The following is a 17,476-nucleotide window of genomic DNA, read 5'->3' as shown; positions in this document are numbered from 1 at the left end:
ACCGGCCGATCGTTGACGTACGGTAAGTAACCAGGCGGCCTCACGACGAGCAAGGAGCGTGGCCCATGGGCGACACGATGACGGCAGCGACCACCCGCATCACCGGTCACGCGGGCCACGAGGTGGAGGCCTACCTGGCCCGTCCGGAGGATCCACCGGCCCGGGGCGGGGTCGTGGTCATCCACCACATGCCCGGCTACGACCGCGCCACCAAGGAGATCGTGCGACGGTTCGCCGAGCTGGGCCATGACGCGATCTGCCCCAACCTCTACTGGCGCGAGGCCCCCGGCGCCGCACCCGACGACGCGGCCGCGACCGCCCGCGCCCGCGGTGGTGTCCCGGACGCGCGCCTGGTCGGGGACGTGAGCGGCGCGGCGCAGCACCTGCGGAGCCTTCCGACCAGCAACGGCCGGGTCGGCGTCATCGGCTTCTGCTCGGGCGGGCGCCAGTCGGTGCTGGCCGCCTGTCACCTCGACCTCGACGCCGCGGTGGACTGCTACGGCGCGTTCGTGATCGGCACGCCTCCCACCGGCTTCCCGGTCAAGATCACCGACATCGAGGACCAGCTGCCCGGGCTACGCGCGCCGCTGCTCGGACTCTTCGGCAACGAGGACTCCCACCCCTCGCCCGAGCAGGTCGACCGCCTCGATGAGGTGCTCGACGCGCACGGCAAGCCCCACGAGTTCCACCGCTACGACGACACGGGGCACGGATTCTTCGCTGTGGACCGGCCGTCATACCGGGTCGCGGCGGCGAACGACGGCTGGGAGCGGATCGAGGAGTTCTTCGGAGTCCACCTGTCCAAGGAGGCGAGCTGAACGATGTGCACCTACGCGACCGTCAACGCCGTGGTCGACGGCAGCGCCAAGGGGCCGGGAGGCAGGTGGTTCCACGTCACCGACGCCACGGTCTACTTCGACCACCCGGTGCACGCCATGGCCGAGCACACGCTCAACATCGACCTGGCCGACCCCTCCCGCGGTCCTTCCTCCCGGGTCGGTGTCGAGCTCACCGCGGCCTCCGCCCGCGAGCTCGTCGACGCGATCAACGCCGCGCTGGCCAGCGCCCCCGCCGAGCTGACCCGCTGACCGCCTTCCTCGACCGGACACCGCTTCGGCGGGCGCCTCGGTGTCCCTCGCCCGAGGCGAGTCGCCCTACGGGTGTCCGGTCAGGGGCGGGGGTGGCTGCTGCGGCGGGCGGTGACGGTGCGGGGACGGCCCGCGAGGTCGTCGTGGTCCTCGACGTCGGCCCAGTCCCCGGTGGCGATCAATGCTGCGGGGAGCGAATCACCCTGCACGTCAGCGTGTTCCATGACCAAGAGGCCGCCCGCGTGGAGCAGCTGGGCGGCCCGGGCCGCCACGGCGAGGGGGATGGCGAGCCCGTCGTCGCTGCCGCCGTAGAGCGCGACGTCGGGGTCGTGGTCGCGGACCTCGGCATCGTTGGGGACGGCGTGCGTGGGGATGTATGGCGGGTTGCTCACCACGACGTCGACGGTCCCCTCGAGCTCCGGGAAGGCCGTGGTCGCGTCGCCGAGACGCAGCTCCACGTCGAGGTCCAGCTCCTCCCGGTTGCGGTCCGCCCAGGCGAGCGCCAGGTCGGACACCTCCACGGCATGCACCCTGGCGGAGGGCACCTCGTGCTTGACCGCCAGGGCGATCGCCCCCGAGCCGGTGCACAGGTCCGCCACAACGGGCGGTCCGTCCCCCCCGTCGGCCACGCGCTCGAGCTCAGCCACGACCAGCCCGGCCGCGAGCTCGGTCTCGGGACGGGGGATGAAGACCCCCGGGCCCACGGACAGCTCGATGCTCCGGAACGATGCCCGGCCGGTGAGGTGCTGCAGCGGGACCCGCTTGGCGCGCTCGGCCACGAGCTCGTGGTAGCGGCCCTCATCGGAGTCGACCTCCGCCCCGAGGAGCATCTGGCGGCGGACCTCTCCCGCGGACCAGCCGAACGCGTGGGCCGCGAGCAGCACGGCGTCGGTGTCGGGACTGGCGACGCCAGCGTCGCGCAGGACGCTTGTCGCGGTACGGACCAGGTCACGCAGCGACCGGGCCTGCGCGCCGCCGCCCGGCGGTAAGTCAGGCACGAAGCGCCCGCCGATCCGCCAGCCTCACCGCACGCTCACGCGGAGCCATCGGCCAACGCGGCCATCCGCGCCGCCTCGTCAGCGTCCACCGCCGACTGCACGACCGGGTCCAGCTCGCCGTCCAGCGCCGCATCGAGGTTGTAGGCCTTGTAACCGGTGCGGTGGTCGGCGATCCGGTTCTCCGGGAAGTTGTAGGTCCGCACCCGCTCCGAACGGTCGACGGTGCGCACCTGCGAACGACGGGCCGCGGAGGCCTCGGCATCGGCCTGCTCCTGGGCGATCTGGTGCAGCCGGGCACGCAGCACACGCAGCGCCGACTCCTTGTTCTGCAACTGCGACTTCTCATTCTGGCAGGAGACCACCACACCGGTCGGCAGGTGGGTGATCCGCACCGCCGAGTCGGTGGTGTTGACGCTCTGCCCGCCGGGACCGGACGACCGGTAGACGTCGATCTTGAGGTCATGGGGGCCGATCTCGACCTCGGCCGGGTCGTCGATGTCGGGCATGACCAGGACGCCGGCGGCCGAGGTGTGGATGCGCCCCTGGCTCTCGGTGACCGGCACCCGCTGCACCCGGTGCACCCCGCCCTCGTACTTCAACCGGGCCCACGGCGCCTCGCCCGGTCCCGGTGTCCGCTTCGCCTTGATGGCGACCCGCACGTCCTTGTAGCCCCCGAGGTCGGACTCCGTGGCGTCGAGCACCTCCGTCTTCCAGCCGCGGTGCTCGGCGTAGCGCAGGTACATCCGCAGCAGGTCGCCGGCGAACAGGGCCGACTCCTCGCCACCCTCGCCCGCCTTGACCTCGAGGATCACGTCGCGGTCGTCGTCCTCGTCGCGGGGCAGCAGCAGCCGGCGAAGGGTGTCCTCGGTGTGCCTCAGCGTCTCCTCGAGGGCCGGCAGCTCCTCGGCGAACGACGGATCCTCGGCGGCGAGCTCGCGCGCGGCGGCCACGTCGTCGGTCGCCGCGTGCCACGCGTGGTAGGCCGCGACGGTTGGTGACAGCGCGGCATACCGCTTGTTGAGCTTGCGGGCCTCGGCGGGGTCTGCGCCCTCCGCGTGCAGTGCGGGGTCGGCCAGACGACGCTCCAGCTCGGCATACTCCTGCACGAGGGTGGCGGCTGACTCCAGCATGGCGGACCTTTCCTGGGCGATGACGCGACCGACAAACGACGACGCCGGCCCCGCGGCCCAAAAAGGGCCGGGGACCGGCGTGCGGTGAAGCTACTTGGCGGCGGCGTCGGCCTTCTTGCCGTAGCGCGCCTGGAACCGGGCGACGCGGCCACCGGTGTCCATGATCTTCTGCTTGCCCGTGTAGAACGGGTGGCAGTTCGAGCAGATGTCGGCGCTGATCTTGCCGCTGGTCTCGGTGCTGCGGGTCGTGAAGGTGTTGCCACAGGTGCAGGTCACCGTGGTCTCCACGTAGGCGGGGTGCAGGTCCTTCTTCAACGTGTGCTCCTTGATCGGGGTCCACCGGGTCGGGCGCTCTCTGGGCGCTCGTGAACCGGCAGCCAACACAGTGTGCCAACAAGCGGCACGTGTGTCCAAACGCGCCTTCGTCCCCAAGCATTCCCGAGTCCGTGGCCGACAGTCCACCAGCGCCGTGCCCACTTCTTGATGACGTGGTTTTGATGGCGTGGTCCCCATGACGATGCCCGCCCCGGTGGTTCACGGGGCAGGCATCGTGGGGTCAGTTGTCGTCGAGGTGGATCGACGAGGTCTGCTGGACCTGCATCAGGAACTCGACGTTGCTCTTGGTCTTCTTGATCCGGTCGATCAGCAGCTCGATCCCCTGCTGCGAGTCGAGGGCGGAAAGCACCCTGCGCAGCTTCCAGTGGATCTTGAGCTCCTCCGCCGACATGAGGATCTCCTCGCGCCGGGTGCCCGAGGGGTTCACGTCGATCGCCGGGTAGATGCGGCGCTCGGCGAGCTGCCGCGAGAGGCGAAGCTCCATGTTGCCGGTGCCCTTGAACTCCTCGAAGATCACCTCGTCCATCTTGGACCCGGTGTCGACCAGCGCCGTCGCGAGGATGGTGAGCGAGCCGCCGTCCTCGATGTTGCGGGCCGCACCGAAGAAGCGCTTCGGCGGGTAGAGAGCGCTCGAGTCCACACCACCGGAGAGGATCCGGCCGCTCGCCGGGGCTGCGAGGTTGTAGGCGCGGCCGAGGCGGGTGATGGAGTCGAGCAGCACGACCACGTCATGTCCCATCTCGACGAGGCGCTTGGCCCGTTCGATGGCCAGCTCGGCGACCGTGGTGTGGTCGTCGGCCGGGCGGTCGAAGGTGGAGGCGATGACCTCACCCTTGACCGCGCGCTGCATGTCGGTGACCTCCTCGGGTCGCTCGTCGATGAGCACGACCATGAGGTGGGCCTCGGGGTTGTTGACCGTGATCGCGTTGGCGATCGCCTGCAGGATCAGCGTCTTTCCGGCTTTGGCCGGGCTGACGATGAGTCCTCGCTGGCCCTTGCCGATCGGGGCGATCAGGTCGATGAGGCGGGTGGTGACGATGCCCGGCTCGGTCTCGAGCCGCAGCCGCTCCTGCGGGTAGAGCGGGGTGAGCTTGCCGAAGTCGACCCGCTCCTTGGCCTGGTCGGTCGTCATGCCGTTGACCGTGTCGAGCTGCACCAGCGCGTTGAACTTCTGGCGAGCCGGGATCTGCTCGCCCTCGCGCAGCGCGCGGACCGAGCCGGTGATGGCGTCGCCCTTGCGCAGGCCGTTCTTCTTGACCATGCCCATCGGCACGTAGACGTCGTTCTCGCCGGGCAGGTAGCCGCTGGTGCGCAGGAACGCGTAGTTGTCGAGGACGTCGAGGATGCCGGCAACGGGCACGAGCACGTCGTCCTCGTGCACCGTCGTGTCGACGTCGCCGCCGCGGTAGTCGTTGTCGCGACCGCCGCGGCGCTTGCGGTCACGGCTGCGCTGGCGGTTGCGCCTGCGACCGCCGCCGCGCTCGTCGTCGTCGCGGCGGTTCTGGTTGTTCTGGTTGTTCTGGTTGCCCTGGTTGTTACGGCCGCCGCGGTTGTTGTCGTGGTCGTTCTGGCCGCGGCTGTCGTCGTGGTCACGCTGGCCACGGTTGTCGTCACGGTTGTCGTCGCGGCTGTCGCTGCGGTCGCGCTGGCCACGGTTGTCACCGCGGTTGTCCTCACCGCTCTGATCGCGCTCGCGACGGCCCTCGGGACGCTGGTGGTCGCGCCCCCCGTCACGGTTGCCGTCGCGCTGCTCACCGCGGCTGTCGCGGTCGCGCAGCTCGCCACGGCTCTGCTCGTCCCGACGGTCCGCACGCTCGTCGGTGCCGGAGCTGTGGTCGGGCCGGCTGGTCTGGCTGGTGTCGGCCTGTGGCGCGGAGCCGCCGCTCTGGGCACGGCGGGACCGGCGGGCCGGCCGCTCGGTCTCCTGCTGGTCCGCCCGTGGCTTCTCGGCAGCGGGGGCGCTGGCCCGGGCCACGGAGGCGGACGCCGATCCGCCCGACTGCTTGGCGCGGATGGCCGTCATGAGGTCGCTCTTGCGCATCTTGGAGGTTCCCGAGATGCCGAGGCTCCCGGCGAGGCCCTGCAGCTCGGCGAGCCGCATGGTGCTCAGTGCGCCGGCGCGGCGTGGCGCGTCAGGTGCGCCACCAGAAGCCGCGGTGAGTTCGGTGGTGTCTGTCACGAAGGATCCTTCCCCCTCGTCTGCGGTCTGGCTCTGCTGCCAGGACCGGAATGTATGACCAGTCGACCTGGCCGGATTGGGATGCCACACGTACGGCAAGGGGAGTCGAAGACGATGGCGCCGCAGCGCCCGTGTGGTGAGCACCTGCGGCGAACGACGCGAACTACGGATCTGCAGTCTCCGCCGGGTGCAGTGCATAATCTACACCCCGGGGAGCCCCCTTGCTGCCCGTACCCTACCAACTGGTCCGCCCGGGCACCCGTCAACCGTGCAGAAGCCGCGCGGTGACTCCCGAGTCCGGTACCCCGGGCACGAGGATCCGCCATGCGGCGCGGGCCCCGCCCAAGGTCACCGCGGAAGTCACTGCGGAGCTCACCGCGGTCACCGACTCCTTGGTGGCGAGCACCACGACGCCCGGTCCTGCGCCGGACACGGTGGCGGCGTGCCCCTGGCTGCGGAGCGTGTCGACCAGGGCCATCGACGCGGCATACGACTCCCGCCGGGACTCCTGGTGCAGCCAGTCCCGGGTCGCGGGCAGAAGCAGGTCGGGTCGGCGGGTCATCGCCTCGACGAGGAGCGCCGCACGGGCGCTGTTGCGGGCCGCGTCGGCGAGCGGCACGCTCGTCGGCAGCACGGCCCGCGCCCTGGCGGTGGCCAACTCTGCGGTCGGCACCAGGACGACCGGGACGATGTCGGGATGCACGGCCAGGCGGACCGTCCGGGTGCGCCGGGTCGTCGCGGCATCGTCCGACCACGACAGCGTCAGCCCTCCGAAGACACTGGCCGACGCGTTGTCGGGATGGCCCTCGAGCTCGCTCGCCAGGTCGTTGACGGCGGCGAGGTCCACGACGAGGTCGGCTGCGATGTCGTCGCCGCCGCCCTCCACCTCTGGCCGGCAGCCAGCCGACACCAACCCGTGCGCGAGTGCCACCCCGGCCACGATCGCCGCGGCAGACGAGCCGAGGCCGCGGTTGTGCGAGATCGTGTTGCGGCACCGGAGGCGCAACCCGGCGGGTGGACGCACCCCCTGCTCCTGCCAGGCCCGCACCATCGACCGGTGAACTAGGTGGCCCTCGTCGCAGGGCAGTCCCCCGGCCCCCTCCCCCTCCACGACGATGTCGAGCCGGTCACCGGCCACGGTCGCGGTGCACTCGTCCCAGATCCCGAGGGCCAGTCCCACGGAGTCGAAACCGGGGCCCAGGTTGGCCGTGCTCGCCGGGACGCGGACGGAGACGGAGCGTCCGGCGACGAGGTCCTGCACCGGGTCAGGCCCCCAGGCCGAGTGCTGCCGCGGCGGTCATCGCGTCGACCGGCACGCGGGTCGGCACGACGTCGCTGCCCTCCTCGTCCTTGAGCGCCCACCCCGGGTCCTTCAGTCCGTGACCCGTGACCGTGCACACGATGCGTGCCCCCGCGGGCACCTCGCCGGCCTCGTGCGCCGCGAGCAACCCGGCCACGCTCGCCGCGGAGGCCGGCTCTACGAAGATCCCCTCACGGCTGGAGAGCAGGCGGTGCGCGGCAAGGATCTGCCTGTCGGTCACCGCGGCGATCCGGCCGCCGGACGCGTCCCGAGCGCCCTCCGCCTGCTGCCAGGACGCCGGGTTGCCGATGCGGATCGCGGTGGCGATGGTCTCCGGATGGTCCACCGGGTGGCCCAGCACGAGCGGCGCGGCACCCTCCGCCTGGAAACCCCACATCTGCGGGAGTCTGGTTGCCGGCCCGGGCATCTCGGCGTCCTGCAGGTACTGCTGGTAGCCGCGCCAGTATGCCGTGATGTTGCCGGCGTTGCCCACCGGCAGGCAGTGGATGTCGGGGGCGTCCCCCAGCACGTCGACGACCTCGAAGGCCGCTGTCTTCTGACCCTCGATCCGGGCCGGGTTGACGGAGTTGACCAGCTCGACGGGGTAGGCCTCCGCAAGCTTACGGGCCAGGGTGAGGCAGTCGTCGAAGTTGCCGTCCACCTGCAGCAGGGTCGCACCGTGGGCGATCGCCTGGCTGAGCTTGCCCATCGCGATCTTGCCGTCCGGCACCAGGACGCCACACGTCATACCCGCCTTGGTGGCGTAGGCCGCCGCCGACGCGCTGGTGTTGCCGGTGGAGGCGCAGATGACCGCCTGGGCACCGGCGCCCGCGGCGTGGCTGATCGCGACCGTCATGCCGCGGTCCTTGAAGGACGCGGTCGGGTTCAGGCCCTCGTACTTGATATGGACGTCGGCGCCCACCAGCTCCGAGAGGTGCTCGGCCGGGATCAGCGGCGTGCCACCCTCGCCCAGCGTGACGACCGGCGCGTCCCGGACGATCGGGAGCCGGTCGCGGTACTCCGCGATGACCCCTCTCCACGGTGTGGCCATCACAGCCCTCCTTCGACCCGGATGACGGACCGCAGGCGGTGCACCGCGGGGTCCGCTGCCAGCGCCTCGACGGTCGCGGAGAGTGCCGCGTCCGGTGCCCGGTGCGTGACCACGACCAGGTTGGCCCGTTGCTCGCCCTCGCCGCCGGAGACCAGGCGTTGCCGGACGCTCTCCAGCGACACGCCGTGCTCGGAGAAAACCGCGGCGATGCCGGCGAGGACGCCCGGCAGGTCTGCCACATCGAGACTGATGTGGTAGCGGGTCTGCACCGAGTCCAGAGGAAGCACAGGCAGATCCGCGTAAGTCGACTCCCCGGGACTGCGTCCGCCGGTCACCGCGTGCCGGGCGGCCGCGATCACGTCGCCGAGCACCGCTGAGGCGGTCGGGTCGCCGCCTGCGCCCTGGCCGTAGAACATCAGCTCGCCCGCGGCGGCGGCCTCGATGAACACCGCGTTGAACGCGTCGTGGACGCTCGCGAGGGGATGGGTCCGGGGCACCATCGCCGGGTACACCCGGGCGCTGACCGCCACGGCGCCCGACGCGTCCTCGATCCGCTCGCAGATGGCGAGCGGCTTGATGACACAGTCGAGCTCGCGCGCCTCGCGCACGTCTTCACGGGTCACCGCGGTGATGCCCTCGCGGTGCACCTGGCTCGCGCTCACCCGGGTGTGGAAGGCGAGGGACGCCAGGATGGCCGCCTTCGCGGCCGCGTCATGGCTCTCGATGTCGGCGGTCGGGTCGGCCTCGGCATAGCCGAGCGCCTGGGCCTGCTTCAGCGCCTCGTCGAAGTCGGCGCCGGCCCGGTCCATCTGGTCGAGCACGTAGTTGGTGGTGCCGTTGACGATGCCGGTGATGCGGTGGACCTTGTCGCCGGCCAACGACTCGACCAGCGGCCGGACCAGGGGGATCGCTCCGGCGACGGCTGCCTCATAGAAGAGGTCCACCCCCGCGCGGCGGGCTGCCTCGTGCAACGTCGGACCGTCCTCGGCCATCAGCGCCTTGTTGGCGGTGACCACGGCGGCGCCGTGCTCCAGCGCGGACAGGATCAGGGTGCGCGCCGGCTCGATACCGCCCATCAGCTCGATCACGATGTCCGCCCGCGCCACGAGGGACGCGGCGTCAGTGGTGAAGAGGTCGACGTCGACACCGACGTCGGAACGGTCGACCCCCTCGGTGCGGACGGCGATGCCCACGATCTGCAGCGGCCGCCCGACCCGCGAGGCGTAGTCGTCAGCATGGCTGAGCAGCCTCCGCACCACGGCGGTGCCGACGACCCCGCAGCCGAGCAGCGCGACGCGCAGTGGCTCCACCCGCCCGGGCCCGTCCTCGCTCTGCTCGGTGCTCACGACCTCACCCTCTCGATACGTGCCTTTCGGCCCAATCCTGCCGGGCGCCCACCCTCTGGACGGCCGCTGTCCGGCATCCGGGCGGTCACAGGGCGTCCAGCGCCAGCAGGTCCTCGACGGTCTCCCGTCGCACGATGACCCGCGCCCGGCCGCCCCGGATGGCGACGACCGGCGGCCTCGGCACGTGGTTGTACTGGTTGGCCAGGCTGCGGCAATAGGCACCGGTCCCCGGCACCGCGAGCAGGTCGCCCGCGCGCACGTCCGCCGGCAGGTAGCCGTCCCGGACGACGATGTCGCCGCTCTCGCAGTGCTTGCCGACGACGCGCACGAGGGCCGCCTCGTCGACGCCGCGGCGCCCCGCCAGGGCGCAGGAGTACTCGGCGCCGTAGAGAGCGGTGCGGATGTTGTCGCTCATCCCGCCGTCGACGGCGACATAGGTTCGGGTCGCGCCGTCCTCGAGCTGAACCGGCTTGACCGTGCCCACCTCGTAGACCGTGACCGTGGTTGGTCCGACGATGGCCCGGCCGGGCTCGACCGAGATCCGCGGCACCGGGATCGCCGCCGCCGCGCACTCCTCCCGCACGATGGTGGCGAGGCCCCGGGCCAGCTCGTCCGTCGCCAGGGGAACCTCGTCGCTCGTGTAGGCGATGCCGAAACCACCGCCGAGGTCGAGCTCCGGCAGCTCGAGCCCGTGGTCCCGGGCGACCGTGGCATGCAGCTGAAGCAACCGGCGCGCCGCGACCTCGAAACCGCTCACGTCGAAGATCTGGCTGCCGATGTGGCTGTGCAGGCCGAGCAGCCGCAGCTGCTCCGGATGCCGCAGCACCTGCAGGACCGCCTCACCCGCGGCTCCTCCGGCGAGGCTGAAGCCGAACTTCTGGTCCTCGTGGGCGGTGGCGATGAACTCGTGGGTATGGGCCGACACCCCGACGGTGACCCGGATCATCACCGGCGCCACGACCCCGAGCTCCCGCGCGACCGCGGCAACCCGGTCAATCTCCTCGAAGGAGTCGAGGACGATGCGACCGACGCCGTGGCGCAGCGCAGCCTCGATCTCCTCGCACGACTTGTTGTTGCCGTGCAGGCCGACCTGCTCTCCGGGGGTCCCGGCCCGGACCGCGACGGCGAGCTCTCCGCCGGTGCAGACATCGAGGCGAAGGCCCTCCTCCTGGACCCAGTGCGCGACCGCCGTGCACAAGAAGGCCTTGCCCGCGTAGTAGACGTCCGCCCCGGCCAGGTCCTGGAAGGCGCGCTCGAAGGCCTCCCGATGCTCTCGAGCCCTCGCCCTGAAGTCGTCCTCGTCGAGGAAGTAGGCAGGAGTGCCGAACTCGCGGGCGAGCTCGCGCACGTCGAGTCCGCCGAGGGTCAGCGCACCGGAGTCGTCGCGGGCAGCTCCGGACGGCCAGAGTCGTGGCAGCAGCTGCGCCAGGTCGTCCGGCAGGGCCGGCGGGCCGTCCGTCGTCGCGTCCGGGCTCATCGTCGCCACGGCGCTAGATCCGCTCCGGGGCAGACACCCCGAGCAGGTCGAGGCCCGACGCCAGCACGGTGCGGGTCGCGTCGTTGAGCCAGAGCCTCGTGCGGTGCAGGTCGGTGATCTCCTCGTCGGCGTTCACCGGGCGGACGCGGCACTCGTCATACCACTTGTGGAAGCGGGCGGCGAGCGCCTCGAGGTAGCGGGCGACGCGGTGCGGCTCCCGCAGGGTGGCCGCCTGCGCGACGATGCGCGGGAAGTCTCCGAGCGCGGCCAGGAGCGCCGACTCGGTCTCGTGCGTGAGCAGCGCGGGATCGAACCCGTCGCTGCGGGACACCCCGTCCTCCCCGGCGAGCCGCGCGACGTTGCAGGTCCGGGCGTGGGCGTACTGCACGTAGAACACCGGGTTGTCGTTGGTCTGGCGACGCAGGTCCTCGCCGTTCAGCGAGAGCGGGGAGTCGGCCGGGTAGCGGGCGAGCGTGTAACGGACGGCGTCGGACCCGATCCACTCGAGCAGCTCGCGCATGTAGATCGCGTTGCCGCGGCGCTTGCCCATGCGCTCGCCCGAGATGTTGATGAGCTGGCCGATCAGCACCTCGATATTGGTCTCGGGGTCGTCCCCTGCGCAGGCCGCGATCGCCTTGAGCCGCCCGACGTAGCCGTGGTGGTCCGCGCCGAGCAGGTAGACCTTCTCGGTGAAGCCCCGGTCCTTCTTGCTCAGGTAGTAGGCGGCGTCGGATGCGAAGTAGGTGGGCTCGCCGCCCGCGCGCACCAGGACGCGGTCCTTGTCGTCGCCGAATTCCGTGGTGCGCAGCCAGGTCCCGCCCTCGAACTCGAAGACGTGACCCTGCTGCCGGAGCCGTGCGACAGCGTCCTGCACCGCGCCGCTGTCGTGCAGCGACTTCTCCGAGAACCACACGTCGAAATGCACCCCGAAGGCTTCGAGAACCTCCCGGATGTCGGCGAGCTGGTGCCGGGAGGCGATCTCGCGGGTGACCCGGAGGGCCTGATCGGCGGGCAGGGTCGTCAGGTCCGGGCGCTCGGCCAGCACGGCCTCGCCGAGCGCCGTGACGTAGGCCCCCGGGTACCCGTCCTCGGGAGTCGGTTCGTTCCGGGCCGCGGCGAGCACCGACGCGGCGAAGCGATCCATCTGCGCGCCGGCGTCGTTGACGTAGTACTCCGCGGTGACCTCGGCCCCGGAGGCGGTCAGGAGGCGGCGGAGGGCGTCTCCGAGAGCGGCCCAGCGGGTGTGCCCGATGTGCAGGGGCCCCGTCGGGTTGGCCGAGACGAACTCGAGGTTGATGACGTGCCCCGCCTCGGCCTCATTGGTGCCGTATGCCGTGCCGGCCTCGACGATGGTGCGCGCCAGCTCCCCGGCGGACGCGGCCTCGAAGGTGATGTTGAGGAAGCCCGGCCCGGCGATGTCGACCGCCTTGATGCCGCCGACGGCCGCCAGCCGGTCCGCCAGGACGGTGGCCAGTTCGCGTGGCGGCACCCCGGCCCGCTTGGCCAGCTGCAGCGCGATGTTGGTCGACCAGTCACCGTGGGCGCGGCTCCTCGGCCGCTCCACCCGGACCGTGTCAGGCACATCGACCTGCAGGTCACCGGCGTCGACGGCGTCCTGCAGGGCAGCGCGGATCGCGAGCGCGAGCTGTTCGGGGGTCACCCGGAGAAGTCTAGGGGCGGCGGACGCGTGCTCATCCGCGGCCTCGAGCGGCCAGGCCGAGCACCAGGTCAACGACGGCGTGCGGTTCGAACGGCTTGGAGACGAAGACGTCGACACCCGCCTCCTCGGCCCGGATCCGGTCTTCGACATGGGTGCTGGCGCTGATCATGATCACGGGCAGGTCGCGGGTGCGCGGATCGGACCGGATGATCTGGGTCGTGCGCCATCCGTTGATGTGGGGCATCAGGGCGTCGAGGGTGACGGCGTCCGGCAGTGGGTCGCTCAGCCGGAGCAGGGCGATCAGCTCGTCCCCGTCGGTCGCCTCGGTGACGGTGCACCCTTCGAGCTCGAGGTTGATCCGAAGGAGCATTCGGACCCCGGGCTCGTCGTCGCAGACGATGACGCGTCGGGCAGCCCGTGCGGCCAAGTTCTGGCCGGCGGGTCCATTGCGGATGCCACGCTTAGCGCCCGCAGCGTCGGCCGTGGTCATGTCCGAAAGAGTAGGCTGCTACTGTGCTCCCGCGTGCCGAAATGCACGGACCCGAGCGCCTCACCACAAGCGGCCGGTTTCCGTCCGGCCCCCGTAGCTCAGGGGATAGAGCACCGCCCTCCGGAGGCGGGAGCGCAGGTTCGAATCCTGCCGGGGGCGCCACCAGAATTGCGGCGCTGACCAGCGGTTTTGCTGTTTCGCCGGAGATGGGCCAAGTCGACCACCAGGGCGTCGGGCAACACTCGGGCAACAGCAGGATCGGCTTGGGCAACAGCGTCGGCGCTCTGGCGGGCTCGCTCCTGGGCCGCGGAGCGGGCCAGGTCCATCGCGTCGGCGACCTCGTCGAGCCGGTTGTGGAACAGGTGACCGTAGGTGTCCATGGTCATCGTCGCCGAGGAGTGGCCGAGCATGTGCTGGACGACCTTGACATCGGCACCGGCCGCGATCGCCAGGCTCGCGGCGGTGTGCCGCAGCTCGTGCGGATGCAGGCCGGGAAGTCCGATCGCCCGCGCGGCCGCATCGAAGCCGCCGCGGCGGAAGATCGCCGCCCGCATCGGGCCGCCGCCCCGGACCCCGGTGAAGACCAGCTCGTCGGGTGCCTTGCCGGCGACGTGCGCGGCCAGGTCCTCGACCAGGAACCGGGGAATCGGGACGTCGCGGCGCTCATGGGTCTTCGGGGTCCCCCACACCAGCCCCTGGCCCTGGACCACGGTGACCGACTGGGCGATCAGGGCACGCCGGCGCACCAGGTCGAGCCGGCCGACCGGCAGCGCCGCCATCTCGCCGAACCGGACGCCGGTGTAGGCCAGGAACAACACCACGAGCCGGTAGGTCTCGTTGGTGCGCTCGTCGAGCCGCCGGTGCTTGCTCACCTGCGCTGGCCTGCCGCACTCGGCGGCGAGCGCCGCCACCTGCGCGTGGCTCAGGTAGCGCTGCTGCTGCCGCACCGGCCGGGGCAGGTTCACTCCCTGGGCGACGTTGCGCGCCAGCCGTCCGTCCCGGACAGCCATGTCCAGGATCAGGGAGAGGACGCGATGAACCTTCCGGACCGTCGCCGGGGACCGGGTCGCCGACAGGGAGGTCACCCAGGCCTGCACGTCGGCGTGGGCGACGTTGGCCAAGGTGATGTCCTCCCACTGCGGCCGGACGTGCTCGCGCACGATGCCGGCGTACCGCTCCCGGGTGGACGGCTTGAGGTGGGTCTGGTTCTCCAGCCAGTGGGTGGCCAGCTTGCCCACGGTCAGCCGCGCCAGGACAGGGTCGACGAACGAGCCGGTCTGCTTCGCGGACTCGACGGTGGCCAGGAAGCGCTGCGCGTCGAGCTTGCGGTCGAACGTCTTGTTGCGCTGCGCGCCGGCCGGGGTGCGGTAGTGCGCCCGCCAGGTGACCTGTCCGTCGCGGAGGCGCTTCTCGATGCTGGCCATGGCTCATTGTCCCCTCGACCGCCCACCGGTGCCGAGCCTCATGGCCGGTCCTGTGGATCGTGGGACTCCTGCTCCAGCCACGCGAGGACCTCGGTGCGCCAGTACCGGACGGATCGGCCGATCCGGAAGCTGTGCGGCCCGGTGCCGAGGTGACGCCAGTAGCGCAGGGTGGCCTCGGGCACGCGGACGATGGCGGCGACCTCCTTGAGGGTCATCAGCTCGTCGTCGGCGTGCGGCGTTGCCGTGAGGGTCGGGTGGGTGCTGCTCATGGTCTCCTCCTGGTGGTGTGCTGTTTGCTGTCTCTACCGGTCCGACGGGGCACCATCGGGCGCCCGCCCCGGGTCCTCTGCTGTGGCGAACCGTCTGGCTCGTCCAGGTCCACAGCCGTTCGTGCTGGTCACGCAGTGAGCTCTCGGATCGCTCATCGACTTCTCCTCGATTGGCCACAGCCGCTCGTGGCGGGATTACGACCCCGTAAGGGCGCGGATAGGCCCTCCGTGCTCAGTTGGACGCCACCTATCTGTGGTTGCCGTGAGCGGGCGGCTCGGAAACCCGCTGGCTCTTCAGCAGCAGCCGGGAGGGTGCTTCCCGAACGGGCCTCGTCGAGTGTTCTTCGACTCGGTCGTTATCCGTGGCCAACCCCGGCGTTACACGTAACATCGCCGTATGGTCAGCACACGCGAGCACCGTCGGCGGTTGCGCGCGCAGGGACTCCGACCCGTTCAGATCTGGGTTCCCGACGTGCGCGCGCCCGAGTTCGCCGCGCAGGCTCACCGCCAGGCGGCCGCCGTCGCTGCCAGGGAGCACGAGGCAAGTGACCAAGGCTTCGTCGACGCCATCTCGGTCGAGTGGACCGATGAACCGGATCCTGGCGAGTGAGGCGGGGGGACATCCACGTGGCAGCGGCGCGTGGTGCCTACACGGGCAAGCCAAGGCCGGTGGTCATCATCCAGGACGATCGATTCGACGTGACAGCCTCGGTGACGGTCTGCCCGACGAACACGAACCAGTTCGACGCAGCCACTGATCCGCATCCCCATCCCGTCCAACCCCAGCACCGGAATCGAACAGCCAAGTCAACTCATGGTCGACAAGATCACGACGATGCCCAGAAAGAATGTAGGCGACCGCGTCGGCCAGCTCACCGATACCGATCGCGTCCGGCTCGACCGCGCCCGGTGGTATTCCCCGGCCTTGCCGATTGAGATGGAGCGACCCGGTACCGATGGAATATTGGCCGGCGCCGGCTATTGGAAGGAGCCTACAAATCGACCGGCCGCGGTGCGCCGCACGACGTTCCCGTCCCGGTGACGACCACCGGGCGGGGTAAACGGTGAAGCGGGTGCTCTACGCAGGCCCGGCACCCGCTGTGGCCTGCGGCGTCCCGCTGGAGGTTGGTGTTACGGGACCGGGTCGGGTCACGAACTTGGTGTCCGGACCAGCCGTTCGGGTGATTGTTCGACGTCGGCTTTGTTGAGATCATGCTCGGCGTGAAGACGACGTCGGTGACGCTGTGGTCGCCGTGGACGCTGGTGTTCTCCGCAGCGCCCGGCGGCTTTGCGCTGATCGGGTTCAGCGCGCTGGGGGATCCGGACGAAATAGGCGGGCCGATCTGGCAGGCGGTCTACCTGGCGATGGGCGTGGTGGCGCTGGTTCTCACGGTCCGCTCGCCGCTGCGGCGAGTAATCGTGCGCGGCTCGAAAGTCATCCAGGTGGGCTGGTTCGGGCGGCGCAGACTGAGGGTGGTCGCGGTGGATGTGGGTGACGCTGACGGGCCGGCGTCGGTTCTGTGGACTACTTCGGTCCCGGTCGTCGTCCTGGCTGACGGGGAAGAAGTCGCCCTGTCGGAGTTGGCCGGCTTCGACGTCCTCGGGCGGCGGAATCGGCGGGTGCAGCGGGCTCGGGGAGTGCTGGAGAGCGCCGCCAGCCACGCTTCGCGTAGCGAGCCGGACCGGCCGATCGACAGCGGCGACGTGGCCCGCCCGTGACGGCTCCTGGCCGGGGAGAGTTCGGTTATTCGCTCGTGTGTCCCCTTCGTCGGCGCCCTCCTTCGCCAGTCAGCTCGAGAGTGCGCAGCAGAGGTGATGGCCGTGCGTGAGGACCGGCCGGTCCCGTGGAGGCAGGTCGCGGACGGCGTCGTGTTTGCCGGTGATGACGGCATCACCGCGCTGAAGTTCACCAGATCGGGGGTGCTCCTGGTGCTGAACCAGTCCACGGAGACAGTGCCCTGGGGTGAGGTCCTCCGCCTGCAGATCCGCATCCCCTATACCTCAACGGCGATCTACCGCCTGCTGGACTGGCTGAACATCATCGCCCCGGTGTACGCACAGCATTCCTCCTGGGGAGTCGAGATCACGGCGATGCTGCGGCGCCGTGACGCCGAGTGGGACCTCGGCCGGCCGGGGCGCTACTCGTGGCGGCTGCAACTCGTCCTGGATGACCTCTTCGACCTGGTCTCGGAGCAGAAGACGTTCGAGGTCTTGGCTGACCCCCGCCTGTGGGATTGGGTGCGCACCCACCTCGTCGGCTCGGTGCCGGTCTGGGCCAGGGCGCTGCTGTACGTCGAGCTGTTCGGCCTGCAGCGATACATCGGTGGCCACGGCGCCTACCGCAGACAGATCGCCGCCCACCTCAACCTGGAGAAGTCACCACAGCGCCCGACATGACATCCCAGGATGCCGCTCCGGCGATCCAGCGGGCGCGAGAGAGCGTCCGGCGTGGTGATCTGCTCGCCACCGTGGTCACCACCAACATGAAGCGACCCAGGCGCCTGCGGTCGGCGCTGCAGTCCCGCTCCGCGCTTCGTCGCCGCGCCGGCGCCCGGACTGGTGCACAGACTGACCTGCTTAGACGCGCCCCGCCCGACCCTCTTGGAGTTCCCGAATGCCCATCCGCGATAGGGACGGCGGGACTGAGCTAACCGCGGCGGATGACGGCGCGGGCGGTGGTCGCTGTCGCAAAGTCGGTTCCCGTGACGTTCCAGCCGGTGCGTGCTGC

Annotated in this window: 16 protein-coding genes, 1 tRNA gene and 2 pseudogenes; 7 read left to right on the top strand and 12 right to left on the bottom strand. The window is 70.7% G+C overall.

Annotated elements, in window-relative coordinates:
* Positions 1–65: 65 nt before the first annotated feature.
* Both FCN22_RS17700 and FCN22_RS17695 read left to right on the top strand, forming a co-directional pair.
* Positions 66–818: a dienelactone hydrolase family protein gene (locus tag FCN22_RS17700; RefSeq protein ID WP_137122888.1), complete on the top strand. Its 753-nt coding sequence runs from the start codon at positions 66–68 to the stop codon at positions 816–818.
* 3 nt (positions 819–821) lie between these two features.
* Positions 822–1,088 carry a DUF6295 family protein gene (locus tag FCN22_RS17695; RefSeq protein WP_137122887.1) on the top strand — a complete coding sequence of 89 codons (267 nt, stop codon included), beginning with the start codon at positions 822–824 and terminating at the stop codon, positions 1,086–1,088.
* Positions 1,089–1,168: 80 nt separating this feature from the next.
* Here the strand turns inward: FCN22_RS17695 and prmC are convergent, their stop codons facing one another.
* The 10 genes from prmC to FCN22_RS17645 all read right to left on the bottom strand — a co-directional run bounded on the left by prmC (position 1,169) and on the right by FCN22_RS17645 (position 13,055).
* Positions 1,169–2,086: a peptide chain release factor N(5)-glutamine methyltransferase gene (prmC, locus tag FCN22_RS17690; RefSeq protein ID WP_238384815.1), complete on the bottom strand. Its 918-nt coding sequence runs from the start codon at positions 2,084–2,086 to the stop codon at positions 1,169–1,171.
* 35 nt (positions 2,087–2,121) lie between these two features.
* A complete protein-coding gene (gene prfA / locus FCN22_RS17685) occupies positions 2,122–3,216 on the bottom strand; it encodes a peptide chain release factor 1 (protein ID WP_137122886.1) in 1,095 nt (364 codons plus the stop codon).
* Positions 3,217–3,306: 90 nt separating this feature from the next.
* Positions 3,307–3,531, bottom strand: coding sequence for a 50S ribosomal protein L31 (gene rpmE / locus FCN22_RS17680; protein WP_137122885.1), 225 nt, complete (start codon positions 3,529–3,531; stop codon positions 3,307–3,309).
* A 241-nt stretch (positions 3,532–3,772) separates the two neighbouring features.
* The gene (rho, locus tag FCN22_RS17675; RefSeq protein ID WP_238384814.1) at positions 3,773–5,731 is read right to left on the bottom strand and encodes a transcription termination factor Rho; all 1,959 of its coding nucleotides are present in this window, start codon (positions 5,729–5,731) and stop codon (positions 3,773–3,775) included.
* Between the two features lie 262 nt (positions 5,732–5,993).
* Entirely contained in the window at positions 5,994–6,992 is a 999-nt protein-coding gene (locus FCN22_RS17670; RefSeq protein WP_137122883.1) for a homoserine kinase, read from the bottom strand.
* Between the two features lie 4 nt (positions 6,993–6,996).
* Positions 6,997–8,082 carry a threonine synthase gene (thrC, locus tag FCN22_RS17665; RefSeq protein ID WP_137122882.1) on the bottom strand — a complete coding sequence of 362 codons (1,086 nt, stop codon included), beginning with the start codon at positions 8,080–8,082 and terminating at the stop codon, positions 6,997–6,999.
* Entirely contained in the window at positions 8,082–9,428 is a 1,347-nt protein-coding gene (locus tag FCN22_RS17660) for a homoserine dehydrogenase (protein ID WP_238384813.1), read from the bottom strand. The genes thrC and FCN22_RS17660 overlap by 1 nt, the downstream gene beginning before the upstream one ends.
* 85 nt (positions 9,429–9,513) lie before the next feature.
* A complete protein-coding gene (gene lysA, locus FCN22_RS17655; protein ID WP_137122910.1) occupies positions 9,514–10,905 on the bottom strand; it encodes a diaminopimelate decarboxylase in 1,392 nt (463 codons plus the stop codon).
* Between the two features lie 13 nt (positions 10,906–10,918).
* Complete coding sequence (gene argS, locus FCN22_RS17650; protein ID WP_137122881.1) at positions 10,919–12,565, bottom strand: arginine--tRNA ligase; 1,647 nt, start codon at positions 12,563–12,565, stop codon at positions 10,919–10,921.
* A 31-nt stretch (positions 12,566–12,596) separates the two neighbouring features.
* Positions 12,597–13,055 (bottom strand): response regulator, encoded by a 459-nt coding sequence (locus FCN22_RS17645; RefSeq protein ID WP_137122880.1) that lies wholly within the window; start codon positions 13,053–13,055, stop codon positions 12,597–12,599.
* A gap of 87 nt (positions 13,056–13,142) precedes the next feature.
* On the opposite strand from FCN22_RS17645, the gene FCN22_RS17640 reads away from it, so the two are divergent.
* Positions 13,143–13,217, top strand: a tRNA-Arg gene (locus FCN22_RS17640).
* Between the two features lie 251 nt (positions 13,218–13,468).
* Here the strand turns inward: FCN22_RS17640 and FCN22_RS22870 are convergent.
* Together FCN22_RS22870 and FCN22_RS22865 are read right to left on the bottom strand one after the other, a co-directional pair.
* Positions 13,469–14,479 (bottom strand): annotated as a pseudogene (locus FCN22_RS22870) (tyrosine-type recombinase/integrase); the annotation flags it as partial.
* 38 nt (positions 14,480–14,517) lie between these two features.
* The gene (locus FCN22_RS22865; protein ID WP_373681347.1) at positions 14,518–14,694 is read right to left on the bottom strand and encodes a helix-turn-helix transcriptional regulator; all 177 of its coding nucleotides are present in this window, start codon (positions 14,692–14,694) and stop codon (positions 14,518–14,520) included.
* Positions 14,695–15,145: 451 nt separating this feature from the next.
* Between FCN22_RS22865 and FCN22_RS17625 the strand changes: the two genes are divergently transcribed.
* The 4 genes and pseudogenes from FCN22_RS17625 (at position 15,146) to FCN22_RS17610 (ending at position 17,145) form a co-directional block, all read left to right on the top strand.
* A complete protein-coding gene (locus FCN22_RS17625; protein ID WP_137122878.1) occupies positions 15,146–15,358 on the top strand; it encodes an antitoxin MazE family protein in 213 nt (70 codons plus the stop codon).
* Positions 15,355–15,790 (top strand): annotated as a pseudogene (locus FCN22_RS22335) (type II toxin-antitoxin system PemK/MazF family toxin). The gene FCN22_RS17625 and the pseudogene FCN22_RS22335 overlap by 4 nt, the downstream one beginning before the upstream one ends.
* Positions 15,791–15,933: 143 nt before the next feature.
* Positions 15,934–16,467 carry a hypothetical protein gene (locus tag FCN22_RS17615; protein WP_137122877.1) on the top strand — a complete coding sequence of 178 codons (534 nt, stop codon included), beginning with the start codon at positions 15,934–15,936 and terminating at the stop codon, positions 16,465–16,467.
* Between the two features lie 102 nt (positions 16,468–16,569).
* On the top strand, positions 16,570–17,145 hold the full coding sequence (locus FCN22_RS17610; protein WP_137122876.1) for a hypothetical protein: 576 nt from the start codon (positions 16,570–16,572) through the stop codon (positions 17,143–17,145).
* The last annotated feature ends 331 nt before the right edge of the window (positions 17,146–17,476 follow it).

The sequence above is a fragment of the Segeticoccus rhizosphaerae genome, assembly GCF_005222685.1.
Taxonomy (GTDB): Bacteria; Actinomycetota; Actinomycetes; order Actinomycetales; family Dermatophilaceae; genus Segeticoccus; species Segeticoccus rhizosphaerae.
The sequence above is the reverse complement of the archived record's forward strand: the minus strand, read 5'-3'. Positions and strand labels throughout refer to the sequence as shown.